General features: G+C 63.6%; 13 protein-coding genes and 1 pseudogene. 3 read left to right on the top strand and 11 right to left on the bottom strand.

The genetic code is table 11. The features are described from left to right. From QOC69_RS28870 to QOC69_RS28850, 5 genes are all read right to left on the bottom strand, one after another. Positions 1-367: YceI family protein (locus tag QOC69_RS28870; RefSeq protein WP_526445946.1), on the bottom strand; the 367-nt coding region annotated here is incomplete at its 3' end. A gap of 231 nt (positions 368-598) precedes the next feature. Continuing rightward, on the bottom strand, positions 599-1,681 hold the full coding sequence (locus QOC69_RS28865; RefSeq protein ID WP_526445945.1) for an ABC transporter ATP-binding protein: 1,083 nt from the start codon (positions 1,679-1,681) through the stop codon (positions 599-601). A gap of 39 nt (positions 1,682-1,720) precedes the next feature. Further along, on the bottom strand, positions 1,721-2,569 hold the full coding sequence (locus tag QOC69_RS28860) for a carbohydrate ABC transporter permease (protein ID WP_526445944.1): 849 nt from the start codon (positions 2,567-2,569) through the stop codon (positions 1,721-1,723). Next, a complete protein-coding gene (locus QOC69_RS28855) occupies positions 2,569-3,399 on the bottom strand; it encodes a carbohydrate ABC transporter permease (RefSeq protein WP_526445948.1) in 831 nt (276 codons plus the stop codon). The genes QOC69_RS28860 and QOC69_RS28855 overlap by 1 nt, the downstream gene beginning before the upstream one ends. Positions 3,400-3,506: 107 nt before the next feature. Further along, the gene (locus QOC69_RS28850; protein ID WP_526445943.1) at positions 3,507-4,862 is read right to left on the bottom strand and encodes an ABC transporter substrate-binding protein; all 1,356 of its coding nucleotides are present in this window, start codon (positions 4,860-4,862) and stop codon (positions 3,507-3,509) included. Between the two features lie 311 nt (positions 4,863-5,173). Between QOC69_RS28850 and QOC69_RS28845 the strand changes: the two genes are divergently transcribed. Further along, positions 5,174-5,650 (top strand): DUF1942 domain-containing protein, encoded by a 477-nt coding sequence (locus QOC69_RS28845; protein WP_526445942.1) that lies wholly within the window; start codon positions 5,174-5,176, stop codon positions 5,648-5,650. A 392-nt stretch (positions 5,651-6,042) separates the two neighbouring features. Here QOC69_RS28845 and QOC69_RS28840 read toward each other — a convergent pair whose 3' ends face one another. Together QOC69_RS28840 and QOC69_RS28835 are read right to left on the bottom strand one after the other, a co-directional pair. Beyond that, a complete protein-coding gene (locus tag QOC69_RS28840; RefSeq protein WP_526445947.1) occupies positions 6,043-7,611 on the bottom strand; it encodes a sensor histidine kinase in 1,569 nt (522 codons plus the stop codon). A gap of 243 nt (positions 7,612-7,854) precedes the next feature. Beyond that, positions 7,855-8,223 (bottom strand): annotated as a pseudogene (locus QOC69_RS28835) (DUF4118 domain-containing protein); the annotation flags it as partial. Between the two features lie 458 nt (positions 8,224-8,681). On the opposite strand from QOC69_RS28835, the gene QOC69_RS28830 reads away from it, so the two are divergent. Both QOC69_RS28830 and QOC69_RS28825 read left to right on the top strand, forming a co-directional pair. Then, a complete protein-coding gene (locus QOC69_RS28830; protein WP_526445941.1) occupies positions 8,682-9,446 on the top strand; it encodes a class I SAM-dependent methyltransferase in 765 nt (254 codons plus the stop codon). 58 nt (positions 9,447-9,504) lie between these two features. Continuing rightward, positions 9,505-10,197: an NADPH-dependent F420 reductase gene (locus QOC69_RS28825; protein ID WP_526445940.1), complete on the top strand. Its 693-nt coding sequence runs from the start codon at positions 9,505-9,507 to the stop codon at positions 10,195-10,197. An 86-nt stretch (positions 10,198-10,283) separates the two neighbouring features. Here the strand turns inward: QOC69_RS28825 and QOC69_RS28820 are convergent, their stop codons facing one another. From QOC69_RS28820 to QOC69_RS28805, 4 genes are read right to left on the bottom strand one after another with little or no spacing between them, the layout of a single operon-like run. Beyond that, positions 10,284-11,405, bottom strand: coding sequence for a type III polyketide synthase (locus tag QOC69_RS28820; protein WP_526445939.1), 1,122 nt, complete (start codon positions 11,403-11,405; stop codon positions 10,284-10,286). A gap of 12 nt (positions 11,406-11,417) precedes the next feature. Beyond that, a complete protein-coding gene (locus tag QOC69_RS28815) occupies positions 11,418-12,764 on the bottom strand; it encodes an AMP-binding protein (RefSeq protein ID WP_526445938.1) in 1,347 nt (448 codons plus the stop codon). Continuing rightward, positions 12,761-13,198: an AMP-binding protein gene (locus tag QOC69_RS28810; protein WP_526445937.1), complete on the bottom strand. Its 438-nt coding sequence runs from the start codon at positions 13,196-13,198 to the stop codon at positions 12,761-12,763. Before QOC69_RS28810 ends, QOC69_RS28815 begins: the two co-directional genes overlap by 4 nt. Next, positions 13,195-13,461, bottom strand: a complete 267-nt coding sequence (locus QOC69_RS28805; RefSeq protein WP_526445936.1) for an acyl carrier protein — start codon at positions 13,459-13,461, stop codon at positions 13,195-13,197. Before QOC69_RS28805 ends, QOC69_RS28810 begins: the two co-directional genes overlap by 4 nt. Between the last annotated feature and the right edge of the window lie 268 nt (positions 13,462-13,729).

Below are 13,729 nucleotides of genomic sequence, written 5' to 3'. Positions count from 1 at the left end.
ACCGTGTCGCGTCGAAGGTGACCGATTGGGTGATGTCGCGGATGCGCAGGGTGCCGGTCACGGTGAGTCCGGTTGGCGCTTCAACGATGGCCGTGCTGCGGAACTCCAGGGTTGGAAACCGCACCGTCGCAAACACGTTGTCTGCCTTGAGATGCGCGTCGCGCATCTTGATGCCGGTATCCACGCTCTCGGTCAATATGATGACTGAGATCGCGGATTCGGCTACCGAGGGACCCACCGTGATCGCACTGTCGTACTGGTTGAACCGGCCATTGACCTTCATGCCGAAGGCCGCCTTCGCCTGGAAACCGATCGCCGTCGCCGTGGCATCCAAGGTCCACTCGCCGGCACTCACTTCATTGTTCACAACAGACCATCCATCCTTTGACTATTACCTGTCCCGTAGCTGCGCTGCCCGGCGTTGCGCTGGACCATCCCACCCTGGATCCACACCAGCAGGTCGGGTGGGAACGTCGACTCAACCAATCACGCGCTCGTTGCGCTACCGCTGCCACCCACCCAGGCCGCCCGACCAGTTGGAATCCGTGCATACCTGTCAGCAGCCGGCGGCGCTGCTGCGATTGGAACCGATCGTCTGTTATCTCAGGCGGCTGCCGGTCGGGTCATTGGCGAAGAAATAGATGTGGCCGGGGCTCGGGCGGAGGTGGGTGCGGGTGCCGCGTTCGGGTGGGCTGCGCCAATCGACGCGGGCGATGATGGGTTTGCCGGCTGTCGTATTGTCGGGGGTGGCAACCACGCGGCCGTAGATGTAGGCGTCGGAGCCGAGGTCTTCCACGACGTCGACTTCGATTTCGACGCCGAGACTGTCGACGTCGAAGTGCTCGGGCCGAATGCCGACGACCACTTCGGCGGCGGTGTCCGCGACCTCGCGCGGGACAGGGATGATCCAATCGCCAAATGAGACCGCTCCGTTGAGAATCGGCAGGGTGACGAGATTCATCGCGGGCGAGCCCATGAACCCGCCGACGAAGATATTGACCGGGTCGCGGTAGAGCTCGCGCGGGGCAGCGCATTGTTGTAGGACGCCGTCGCGCAGTACGGCGACGCGGTCGCCCATGGTCATGGCTTCGACTTGGTCGTGGGTGACGTAGACGGTGGTGGTGGCGAGTTGGCGCTGCAGCGTAGCGATTTGAATGCGGGTCTGTACCCGCAGTTTCGCGTCGAGGTTGGACAAGGGCTCATCCATTAGGAACACCTGAGGGCGGCGGACGATGGCCCGGCCCATTGCCACGCGCTGACGCTCTCCGCCGGAAAGGTCCTTGGGTCTGCGGTCGAGGTAGGGCTCGAGGTGGAGCAGCCGGGCGGCGTGGAGGACGCGCTCGCGGATGTCGGCCTTGGGGATCTTGGCGACCTTCAGCGCGAAGCCCATGTTCTGTGCCACCGTCATGTGCGGGTACAGCGCGAAGTTCTGGAACACCATGGCGACATCGCGATCCTTGGGATCGACGTCGGTGACATCGCGTGAGCCGATCCGAATAATGCCATCGTCGACTGCCTCGAGGCCTGCCAGCATGCGCAGCGACGTGGACTTCCCACAGCCGGAAGGCCCTACCAGGACCAGAAATTCGCCATCGCCGACGGTCAGGTCGAGCCGGTCGAGCGCGGGCCGATCCGCGCCCGGGTATCGCCTGCTCGCCTTCTCGAATGCTACTGATGCCATGAAGGGTTCTGCCTCTCTCGAATCATTGCGCCGTCACGCTTACCGGCCGCCAAAGCCCGACAGGGCGATGCCGCGGATGAAGGCTCGTTGAGCGACGGCGTAAATGATCACCAGCGGCAGCAGGATCAGCATGGACGCGGCCATCAGCACCGGCCACTTGGAGGCGTACTCCCCCTGTAGATGCACCAGGCCCAGGGTGAGCGGGGCGATGCTGTTGCGCTGGATCATCAGCAATGGCCACAGGAAGTCATTCCACACATTCATCCAAGTGAGCACTGCGAGCACCATGACTGCCGGCCTGGTGTGCGGCAGCAGCACCCGCCAATACACTTGCCACGGCGAGCAGCCGTCGAGTATGGCGGCCTCCTCGAGATCCTTGGGGAGGGTGCGGAAGAACTGCCGCATCAGATACGTGCCGAAGGCGCTGCCGAACAGTCCGGGCACGATCATCGACCACGGTGTGTCCGTCCAGCCGAAGATCCGCATGAGAATGAACTGTGGGATGACGGTGACCGTCACCGGCACCAGCAGGGTGCCCAGATAGGCGACGAATAACACGTCACGGCCCTTGAATCTCAAGCGGGCGAACGCATATCCGGCCAGTGAGCAGAAGAACACCTGTCCACCAGTAACGCATCCGGCGTAGAACACGGTGTTGAGAAACATCCGCCAGAACGGCATCAGCGCGAACACGTCGCCATAGTTCGACCACTGCGGATGCCGTGGAAACAGTACCGGCGCGGTGACCTCGGGCTGCCTCTTCAGCGAGCCCGACAGTGCCCACAGGATCGGAAAGATGGCGCACCATGCCATGACGATGAGCGCGGTGTACAGGGCGATGGCGCGAAGGACGCCGAGTTTGATCACCCGGTCGGTCAGACTCGACATCATTGCTCCAACGCATTCCTGCGCGAGAAACGCAGCTGCAGCACTGTGATCACCAGCAGGATCGCGAACATCACCCAGGCGAGCGCAGACGCGTATCCGACGTCGGTGAAGGCAAATGCGTTCTGGATCAACATGATTCCGAGGACGTATGTGCTGGTTTCCGGGCCGCCGTGAGCGCCGGTGAGGACGTAGACTTGGTCGAATGCCTGGAACGAGTTGATGATCGAGATGACGACGACGAACGACAGCGCGCTTCGGATCAACGGCACGGTGATGGAGAAGAATCGTCGTGTTCCGCCGGCGCCGTCTATCTTCGCCGCTTCGTCGAGGTCCTCGGGCACGCCTTGCATGGCGGCGAGCAGGATGACGGTGGCGAACGGGACGCTTTTCCAGATGCTGACCAGGCACAGTGAGACCATCGCCCACTTCGGGTCGACCAACCAGGGCACCGGTCCGATCCCGATCCAGCCGAGCATGATGTTGAACAGGCCGTTGTTGGTGTCGAAGATGAACCGCCAAACCACGGCCATGACCACGGATGAGACAGCCAGCGGCAGGAACAGAATGGTCCGAAACAGGCTGATCCCCTTGATTTTCCGGTTCAACGCGGCAGCAACGATGAGGCTGATGACAACTGTCGGCACCGTCGTCCCGACGGTGAGAACCACGGTGTTGCGCAACGCGATGGCGAAGAGCGGGTCCCCGGTGAAGAGCCGATGAAAGTTCGCCCACCCAACGAACTTCGCCGGAGTGAACAGGTCCCACTTCTGAAAGGCCATGTACAGCGAGAATCCCAGTGGGAACACCATGAACACGGCCACCGCGAGCATGTTCGGCGCGATGAAGATTCGCCCCGCCGTGGCTTGTCGCCTCGCCAGGACCGAACGATTCACCGTCCGCGGGGGCTCGGTCGGCGCTGGAGCCTTCTCGCGGACAGTCATTGGTTGCGCAACAGCTTGTCGACGTCGGCAGCGAGGTCGGTCTTGAACGAGGTCGCCGATTGGACACCCCGCAGCACGGGGCCGAAGTTGCGATCCATGAGGCCATCGACCCTTTCCCACGCCGGAGTGACCGGCAAGTGCCTCGAGCGGGCCGGTCCGCCCGTGAGGACATCGAGGTTGCGCACCCGGGTGTGAGCTTTGGCGAATCCCGCCGAGTTCATTGCGGACTTCAATGCAGGTACGAATAGGCCGGATTCGGCGACCACGGCCTGCCCGACGGGACCGGTCACGAACTTCACGAACTCGCATGCCGCGTCCTTGCGGGGGCTGCGGGCGGAGATGGCGAGCCCCGTCGTTCCGACGTCCGACCACGCGCCGTGTCCCTTCGGGCCGACAGGCAATACGGTGACGTCGAAATCCAGGCCGCTGGTCTCGGAGAGTGTGCTGTATCGCCAGTGCCCGCCCATGGCCATCGCGGCCCGGCCCCGCGCAAAGAGGTCCGTCGCGGACATCGATTGCTGATCAGGCACCTTCGGCGCCACCTGGTACTTGTTGGCCAGGTCCGCGTAGAACTGGACACCCTCGATGAACGCGTCGTCATCGAAATTCATGCGCCCCGGGTTGTTCCATGGACTCGACCAGCTGGCGCCATTGTTCATTCCGAACAGACCCGCAGAGTAATAGGGCACCCATGTGTCGACGAATCCCCACTGCGTGACCTTGCTGGACGAGTCACGCTTGGTGAGCGCCTTGGCGGAATCGAGGAACTCGGCGAAACTCCAGGCATCCTCCCAACGGCCGGGTGGTGTCACGTTCGCATCGTCGAACAGCGTCTTGTTGAAATAGAGAAAGTTCCCCGACCATTGTTCGGGAAACGCGTATTGGCCCCCCTTGAACTCGAACGTGTCGTACAGCGCCGGGACGCTGTCGGATTTCAGCGCCGCGGCGTAGGTCGGGTCCTGAGCCAGGATCGTGTTCAGATCGAGCAGCACACCCCGATCAGCCAGTCCGGCGTAAGTCAGCTCCCAGACCATCAACACATCCGGGCATTTCCCGCCCGCGCAATAGGTGAAGATCTGCTGCATCGGGTCGCCCCCGGACCGCACCGTGCGCACCTTGATGCCGGGGTGTCTGCGCTGAAACTCGTCGACGACCCGCATTCGCACGTCTGCCTCTTCCGGATTGGCTTGGAAGAAGAACGTCAACGCGTCGTCGTGGTAGCCACATCCGGCCAGCGTCGGAGCGGCGAGAGAGGCACCGACAACACCTGCACCACGCAGCAGCGTACGTCGCCCGAACGGCCGACCGTGATGCCGCTCGAGCCGAACGCTCGGAGACTGGTTGTCTGCCATTCAGGCCAATCATCCTTGACGACTACATCTTTGAACCAGCTATGGATACTGCGGTCCGTGGCGTGGTGACTCCTCGCCGCCGCGGTGCGACGATGCACTTGCCACAGTGGCGCTGCGGCGGGCCCATGTCGCTACGGCAGACGGCCATCAACGCTCCCCGCCAGCTGGAGTCTCTGCCTACCCGCTGACTGCAAATGCCCAGCGTCATGCCGCCGGGCATCGAGGCGGACCGACGACCGTCCTGGCGATACCGGGAGATAGTCCTACCGTGTGTTTCAAGGAAGCCATCGCTCAAACGTGAGGAGCGAACCGTGAAGATCACCAAGACCGTACTGTCGGCAGGAGCAGTCGTGGCAACAGCAGCCATCGGCATCGGCAGCGCACCAACCGCATCCGCCCATTCCACCGTCGGCAAATTCGGTGCGTATGAACGGCTTTACGACGCCGATGGTGCCGTCGTCACCGCTTGGACCGTCAGCGACCTCGAACCCAGTCGCGACACCGTCCCCGACTACCCGCTGGCCGGCAAACTCTGGCAGGCAACGGCCACCGTCAAAGCCGTCCGGGGCAGCGTGACCCCTCTCATCCCCGCCCTCAACGCCCGCGCCGACAACGGCCAAAACTACCAAGTCCTCTGGCAAGCCTTCACACCTGTCGGCATTAGCGGGGCCACGATCGCCCAAGGCGGCAAATCCAGCGGCAAGATCTACTTCGACGTCACCGGCCAAGCACCCGCCAGGGTCGCGTACAACAACGGAGTCCAAGATCTCCTCATCTGGGAAAGATGACCCACCACTGTATTGTCTCGACCACCAAGGCTGGGCTCGCCACTCCGGGAAGTAGCACCCCGGAGGAGTAATGCCGCGGGTAATTCCCTCGCCCAGTGCATCTTCGGCACACGGCCGCGTCGGATACCTCGTGCCTGAGCATGTCTGGGCGACATATAGGCAGGCAGGAAGGCGAGATCTCCGCTGCCGTCAGGCGAGCCGTCGGGAAGCGCCCTGGACCAACGGAAACGCCGGCTTGGGCTGTCGAATCGCCGAATGATGCCGAAACGGCGGTTCTTCGATCGAATCCCAATAATCAAGGCCGACATTGTGATCCAAACCTCAACACAGTGTCTGGCACACACTGAAGGCCAGAACGCCGATCCGGTCTCGTAGCTCGTCTGTCATCCGGCTTACAAGGGAATGTTGACGCGCAGTGCTGTCCCGTTTCCGGGTTGACTAGAGATCTCCATCGTGCCGCCGAGTGCCTCGACGCGGTCCATCAGGCCGGTGAGTCCGGAACCACTGCTTGCGTTGGCTCCCCCGACTCCATCGTCCTCAATCGAAAGGTGCAGGCTTGCATTGTCGGCTTCGATGCGCACGTCGACCTCGGACGCCCGTGCGTGTTTGGCCACGTTGGTGAGTGCTTCGGCGACGACGTAGTAGGTTGCCACTTCGGCGGACTCGGGCAGCCGTCGGTCGACGGCGAGGTCGAGCACGACCGGCACGGCGGAGCGGCGGGCCAGCACCTTGAGCGCCGGCCCGAGCCCACCCTTGGACAGGACGGCCGGGTGAATCCCCCGCGAGATTTCTTGCACGTCCTTCGACACGCCCACCAGACCATCGACGATGTCAGAAATCTGCTTCCTGAGCGGCTGCAGTTCCAGTGGCACCGAAGCCTCCGCCGCACGCAGCTCGAGCCCCAGCGATACCAGCCGCTGCTGGGCGCCGTCGTGCAGATCGCGTTCGAAACGACGCCGCGCATCGTCGCCGGCCGCAACGATCCGGGCCCGAGACGCGGTGAGTTCGGCGTGGGCCTGGGCGTTGGCAATCGCGGTCGCGACCAAATCCGCAAAGTCCCCCACCCGCGCCTCGGTGTCAGACGGCAGGGGTTCGGGTCGTGACGAGCCGACGACGGCCGCCCCCCACACCCGGCCGCCGACCACGATGGGCGCACCCACCGCCACGCGCAGGCCCAGCTCGCGGAAACGCGCAGCGGCAGAACCGGGAGCACTCTCGAAGCTGTCGATTCGAGCGGCGCGGCCGGTGCGCAACACCATCGCCGAGATGCTGTCGCCCTCGAGTGAAATCCGGGCACCGACAGGCATCTTCGTCAACCCGGGATCCTCGTTGAGGGCCGCGAGTAGCGTGGCCGTCCCGTCGGACTGGTAGCGCCACAGCGCTGAGTAATGCACCCCGAGGCACCGGGCCAACTCCGTTGCCACCGCAGAGAAGACCTCAGACGGCGCGACCCCGCGGGCCACCAGTGTCGCTACCCGTCGCAGCGCGGCCTGCTGCTCTGCGAGCACGCGCAGTTCGTCCTGCGCGGCCCGGCGCTCGGTCACGTCGCGACCAGCCACGTACAGCAGGCCGTGATCGGCTACGACGTTCCACTCCAGCCAGCGCACGGAGCCATCGCTGCTGATGATGCGGTGCTCAAACTGCGTGAACCCCTGGCCAGTTTCTAGCTCGTCGAGCACCTCGCACACGGGACTCAAATCGGCGGGATGGACGAAGTCGAGAAACGACCGCGACAGCAGCTCCTCGCTCGGATGCCCGAACGTTCCCTCGAAGGCTTGATTCACGCGCTTCCAATGCGCGGGCCGGCGCCCGATACCAAGCAGGTCGGACGACAGATCGAAGAACCGCTCCAGCTCCTTTCGGCTGGCCTCCAGCGCGTGGTGTATTTCTTCGTGGTCGCGTGCCGCGCCAAGCAGCAGTTCCAGGGGCGGCACCACCCGCTGGCGCAGACGCTGCTGCATCGGCTTGGGCAGACCGGCGGGCACCAGCAGCGTGCCCAGCGTGGTGGCACCGTCGCGCAACGGGATCGCGAAATGGCGCTCGTCGGGCGAAATCGCATCGAGCTTCAGCTCCGCAAATGCCAGCCCCAGCACCTGAGCCAGCCGTTTGGCGGCCTGATCCAGCGCGGAGCCCAGGTCGCGCGTGTACAACATCAGCCGGGACAACTCGGCCGCGAGGTCGGCCTCCTTGCGGCGCTGATCTGCCTCTGCGGCGCGCGATCGGGCCACATCCGCCAGCGTGCTGGCCAACAGCGCAACGACGAGGAAGGCAGCAAGTGCCACCCCGTCTCCGCCCTGGCTCGGGGTGAACCCCCAGTCAGGCGCCATATGGAACCAGCCGAAGGCCAGGGCGCTGACGACCGACGTCGCTACCGCCAGCCAGAACCCCCAACCAATCGCTACCACCACGACGCCGAGCAGATAGACCACACCCAGGGAGTTCGCCGGGGCGATCTGCTTGAGCGGATACAGCAGCAGGGTCTCCGCCACCATGAGCACTACGGCGACCACGAGCCCCAGTCCGACAGGCGGGGCAGTCGGGCTCAATAATATTGCCAGCAAACGTGCGCGCATCGACGCCTGCCCTACTTCTTCAAGGGGAGTGCCACTTGCAGAAGCCTCGACCGGTATCCCGTCGGGCTGCCGTGACGACTTCTGCGTCATAACCGCACGCTCACGGTTTCACTTCAGACGGAGCCGCACCGTGCATCGGCCTAGACCTGATCTCTGTTTCGTCGGTCGCCTCACCTCGTGACGAGGGGTTGTTCCTCGAATTCGTGGCAACGCTTCACATTTCACCGTAGAACTAGCTGCACTATTCGGCAGGCGGTACGTTGGGCCGCCCTCCTGCTCCACTGGCAGGACGCTGGGCATTTGCAGCTAGTAGGTAAGCGGTGATTCCAGCCAGCTGGGGGAGCTGATGGGCGTCAGTGGTGCCGACATGGCACCGCTAAACCGGGATGGTGGCAAGTAGACGTCCCGTGATCTTGATGTTCATGATGCGACCCGGCCCGTCAGATCGGAGAATTCAGATGCTCACTGACCCGGCTGCCATCGACATTGATCGGATGCCGCGCGGCGGGCCTGATGCGTCCTGGCTGGACCGTCGACTACAGACCAACCGCCTGGAATACCTGGACCGCGACGACGTCGACGATCGGGTCAAGCGCCAGGTCGTGCGTGCCCTGGAACGTCTTGGCAACCTGTTCAAGGACCATGAGAAGTTCGCCCGGCTGGCGCTCGATGAGGTTGCCGATGTCGTCGATCCGACGATTCTGGAACTGGGCTCCGGCCACGGCGGGCTGTCACGGAAGCTGCTTGAGATCCATCCCAGCGCGCACGTCACCATCACCGATATCGATCCCACCTCGGTGGCTCACATCGCGGCCGGCGATCTGGGCCGCCACCCCCGAGCGACGGTACGCGTCATGGACGCCACTGCAATCGGCGCCGCTGACGGATACTTCGATCTGGTGGTCTTCGCCCAGTCCTTTCACCACTTACCGCCGTCGCTGGCCTCATGGGTCTTCGCCGAGGGCACCCGGGTCGCGGACAAGCTGCTCATCATCGACCTGCCACGGCCGCCGTCGATTCCGCACCTCGCAACGCTGGCGGCGTTCCTGCCGCTGACCGTCGTCCACCCATTTGCCCACGAAGCCCGTCTCGTCTCGCTGCGGGCCTATAGCTCCTCGGCGATGCGCGCACTGGCCCGTTACGCCGACCCGAGTATCCAGCTGCGGATTCACAAGCAGCAGCTTTGGGGCCGCCAGATCGTCGTCGCCAACCGCCCCGGTTAGCGCACACTAACCGGCCACGGACCGTGGTTGCGACGTCGAGCAGAGATCCGCTCGCCAATTGACGAAGGGCATCGACATGCAGATTGGAATTATCGGAGCCGGCTCTCTCGCAGGTGCAGTAGCTGCCGTTGCAACCCGGCAGGGCCACGACGTGATGGTCTCCAATGCGCGCGGCCCCGATACGTTGTCCAGCTTCGTCGACCCCATCGGCTGCAAGGCCGGTACTCCCGCAGAGGCCGCAGTGTTCGGCGACATTGTGCTGCTCGCGATCCCGCTGAAGGCCTACCACACAGTTCCCGTCGCCCAGCTGAAAGGAAGGATCGTCCTCGACGCCACGAATTACCATCCCGAGCGTGACGGCCATATCGATGAGTTGGACCGGGACGAGATTACGACGAGCGAACTGGTTGGCCGACATCTGCCGAAATCGACAATCATCAAAGCGTTTAACGCGATCACGGCGGTCGATATCGAGAGCGACGGACTTCCCTCGGGTTGGCCCGGGCGGAGGGCGCTCCCCATCGCCGGTGACGACGATGTTGCAAAGAAAGTTGTCGCCGAGCTACTCGACGAGCTCGGATACGACACGGTGGACGCCGGACCGCTCGTGGAGGGACGGCGCTTCCAGAAGAACACCCCCGCATATTGCATCCCAATGGATTTCAAGGGACTGCACGCAACGGTTTACAACACCTTCAACCCTCTCGCCCCACGCCGGACGCCGCTAGCGGCACCGGACGTCGGACGATGACTGCCGACGTGCCGTGCGCGCTGAATTCAGGCGGCCACCACAGCCTCGCCATGGCGAGGTCACCCGCGGCCGGGGATCGATCTGCTTCAGAACCGAAGAACAGCGCCCTCGATGGTGAGCCCCGGCCCGAACGTCAACAGCACCCCGTGCTCTCCCTGGCGGGGCTTGTCAACTCGCAGGATGTTTTCGAGCACCAGTAGCACCGTGGCTGAGGCGCAGTTCCCAGCGTTCGCGAGGACGTCCCAGCTCGCCCGCAATTGCGCCGGCTTCAACGCCAACTGTTTTCCCAGCATCCGTACGATCTTCGGACCACCGGGATGAATTCCCCAGTGGCTGATGTCGTGAGCCGACAGGCCCAGCGGTTCAAGGAGCTTGACGAGAAAGCCCTCGATGTTCTCCTGGAGCACCGCAGGCACTCCGGCGGCCAGCGTCATCCAGAACGACTGGTTTCCGATGTTCAAACTCATCATCGTGTGCTGGTCATACAGCTGCTCGGTGTGCGTGTGCAGGAACTGGATGCCGGCGCCATCGGGCGCCGATCCCATCAACATCGACACGCTGGCGTCGCCGAAGAGCGCCTGCGTGATGAGTGATTCCGTCGGATCCTCGCCGGGCATCGGGCTATCGCGGACGTGGGCTGAACTCAGTTCGGTGCAGTTGCAGATCACCAGCTCCTCAGGTCTCGCCGCCACGCTGTCCATCGCGACCTTGATGACGTTGAGCGCCGCATAGCAACCCATGTGGCCGATGAAGGTGCGCCGCAGATCCGATCTCAGGCCGAGCGCTTTCGCAAGTAGGAGATCGGGCCCGGGATTGACGTATCCGGTCGAGCAGGCCATGACGAAGCTGCCGACACGACGTTTGTCGAACCCCTCGATCGCCTGCTTGACCGAACGCGAGGCCACATCTGTGACCGCCTCACCATGCGCTGCCATCCGGTCGCCCGTGAGCATGGCAAAGACTTCCGGCAGCGTATCCGGATCCCAAATGATGTGACGCTTCTGTACTCCTGTCGACTCAATCATTCGTTGCGCGAACGGAACTGATGCGGACATGCGTTGAAACAAGCGCTCCCAGGTCTCCTGCTGGGTGATCTCATACGGCGGATACGCCGACGAGAGGCCCAGCAGCGTCGGCCGCAGGCGCACAGAGGCGCTAGCAGGCAGGTGCCGTATGGAGGGTGCGTCAATGGTGTCTGTTCGAATCATGGCTATCTCCCGTTATCGCTTTCCGACCGACGGCTTCTTCGGCGCTTTCTGGCGTGCGAACTTCGCGCGCGCATGGAGGAGTTCTCCGTTGGCCGCCTCGGCGAATAGCCTCACGGCCGAAACCCTTCTTGGCGGGGTGAGTGTGCCTGCCATCCATTGGGCGCGCGCCTCGCGTCGTCGGAGCTTTCCGCTGGACGTCCGGGGCAGCGTGCCTGGTGCCACCAACTCCACATGCGCCGGCCGTATGCGCGTGCGCTCCTCGACGCGCGCCGCCACTTCGTCCGCGAGCGTCAGGGAGGCGCCGGAGTTCGTCTCTACGAGCATTGCGAGCGCTTCGTCATCCTCGCCCGCAGGAACGAATCCAACGGCGACCGCGCAACCGGTACGCACGCCCGCCAGACCGTCCAACGCTGCCTCGAACTCTTCGGGTGCGTGGTTGGCACCGCGCACGATCACGATGTCCTTGTGCCGCCCGCACAAGAAGAGCTCGCCGTCGTGTGTGAACCCGAGGTCGCCCGACTGAAGCCAGCCGTCGTGGAGCACCTGCTCCGTCAGGTCAGTCCGGGCGAAGTAGCCCACCATGACGCTGGGCCCACGAACGAAGACGTGACCGACGCAGCCAGGACGCAACGGCACCCCGTCGTCATCGCGAATCTCGACCTCCACGCCCGCCAGCGGACGGCCGACGCTCACCAGCTCTTTGGTTCCCGGCTCGACGACGCCTTCCACCGCCAACTTGTCACCGTCCACCCCAAGGGTGCTGAACGAGTTACCTGCCGGCTTGAACGTCACGGCCAGTGAGGCCTCCGACATCCCGTAGACGGGTGTGAGCGACGACGGCCGGAATCCCCAGCGCGCGAAACGCTCATTGAATCGCCGCTGCACCGCTGCGCTGATCGCCTCCGCTCCATTGAGCGAGAGGCTCCATGACGACAGGTCGACGCACTCGAGCTCCTCGTCGCGGATACGCTTCAGGCACAAGCCGAAAGCGAAGTTTGGCGCCGCCGAGATCGTGCCGTGGTGTCGTGAGATGGCGCGAAGCCACGCAGCCGGTACCGCGACGAACAGCTCCGGCGGAAGGAGGACGAGCGGAGCTGGAAGGTAAAACGACTCAAGCAGATTCCCGATCAATCCCATGTCGTGGTAGAGCGGCAGCCACGTGACTCCGACCGGGTTCGGCGTTCCCTCGTCCGTGATGTAACGGTCAATTGCGGAGAGGTTCGACAGCAGATTCGCATGGGTGAGGGCCACAGGCTTGGGATCGTGCGTCGTGCCAGACGAGAATTGGATCAACGCGATGTCGTCGCCGTCGACTGCTATCTCGCCCGAGTTTGTGCCGCCGAGACTGGACGCGGTCACACAGCCGAGTCGAGGAGTTGAGATCCGAACGGCGACACCAAGGAACCGGCGATGCGTTCGTCGGTAACGACCAAGGCCGCGTTTACCGCCTGCAGCATGGCCGCCGTCTTCCGGTGATACTCGTCGAGTCTTCCGAGCCGGACGGGCGGATACAGCGGAACCGGGATGGCGCCCGCGCACAGCACGCCGAAGAAGCACTCCACGAACTCCGGACAGGTCGGCAGCACGAGCGCGACGCGATCACCTTTTCGCACTCCGCGACCAGTCAGATCCGCAGCGATCGACAGCGCGCGCTCTCGTACGCGAGCCATCGGGACTTCCTGGTCTTCCTCCTTCCGGTTCACGAAGAACAGGCTCACACGGGTCTGAGCCGCTGCCTCGAGCATTTCATTCAGCGTCTCGTGCTTCGGGTGGATTGCGGGAGCGCCCCTCACGGTCGCTCCGCAATGCGGCGGGCCACTAAGGCCGCTAGATCGCCAACCGTTCGAAGATCGTCCCCGTCGTCCTCTGCCAGGACGATGTCGTAGCGCCGCTCGATCTTGAACAGGAGCGACAAGACCTTGAGCGAATCCAGCCCCGCAGCCTGGAGGGTCGAATCTGCCGTGAGATCGACAGGTCCCTCTTCCGCCCGGACGAGTTCGACGATCTCCTGGGTCACCACTTCAATGGTCGCGGACTTTTCTTTTGGCAACGTCATGCAAACCGAGAGTAGTTACCTTCCAACAAGATTCCAGCCAATGTGATCGTCATCATCCATGTCTAACAGGCGATTCCAGCCACGGCCACCATCTGATTACCACCAGCGCTACTCCCGCATCCCTGGTAATCGCAACGTACCTACCGCGCGGCGATGGCCGGCAGCGCACAGGCGCCGGAGCGGAGTCCCTTAGCCAATTCCCAGCACGTCCCGCGATTTCAATCGGGTCGTGCTGCTCGCTGTACCTGCCTACCGCGATCTTCGACAT

Source organism: Mycobacterium sp. (assembly GCF_032162105.1).
Classification (GTDB): domain Bacteria; phylum Actinomycetota; class Actinomycetes; order Mycobacteriales; family Mycobacteriaceae; genus Mycobacterium.
Note: the sequence above shows the minus strand (reverse complement) of the source record. Positions and strands in the feature narration are given on the sequence as shown.

What these genes read in the sequence shown, in the direction of transcription:
- QOC69_RS28820 (WP_526445939.1), bottom strand. Translation starts at nt 11,405, where the DNA reads ATGATTCGAACAGACACCATTGACGCACCCTCCATACGGCACCTGCCT.
- QOC69_RS28830 (WP_526445941.1), top strand. Translation starts at nt 8,682, where the DNA reads ATGCTCACTGACCCGGCTGCCATCGACATTGATCGGATGCCGCGCGGC.
- QOC69_RS28805 (WP_526445936.1), bottom strand. Translation starts at nt 13,461, where the DNA reads ATGACGTTGCCAAAAGAAAAGTCCGCGACCATTGAAGTGGTGACCCAG.
- QOC69_RS28840 (WP_526445947.1), bottom strand. Translation starts at nt 7,611, where the DNA reads ATGCAGCAGCGTCTGCGCCAGCGGGTGGTGCCGCCCCTGGAACTGCTG.
- QOC69_RS28850 (WP_526445943.1), bottom strand. Translation starts at nt 4,862, where the DNA reads ATGGCAGACAACCAGTCTCCGAGCGTTCGGCTCGAGCGGCATCACGGT.
- QOC69_RS28865 (WP_526445945.1), bottom strand. Translation starts at nt 1,681, where the DNA reads ATGGCATCAGTAGCATTCGAGAAGGCGAGCAGGCGATACCCGGGCGCG.
- QOC69_RS28860 (WP_526445944.1), bottom strand. Translation starts at nt 2,569, where the DNA reads ATGTCGAGTCTGACCGACCGGGTGATCAAACTCGGCGTCCTTCGCGCC.
- QOC69_RS28855 (WP_526445948.1), bottom strand. Translation starts at nt 3,399, where the DNA reads ATGCTCGCGGTGGCCGTGTTCATGGTGTTCCCACTGGGATTCTCGCTG.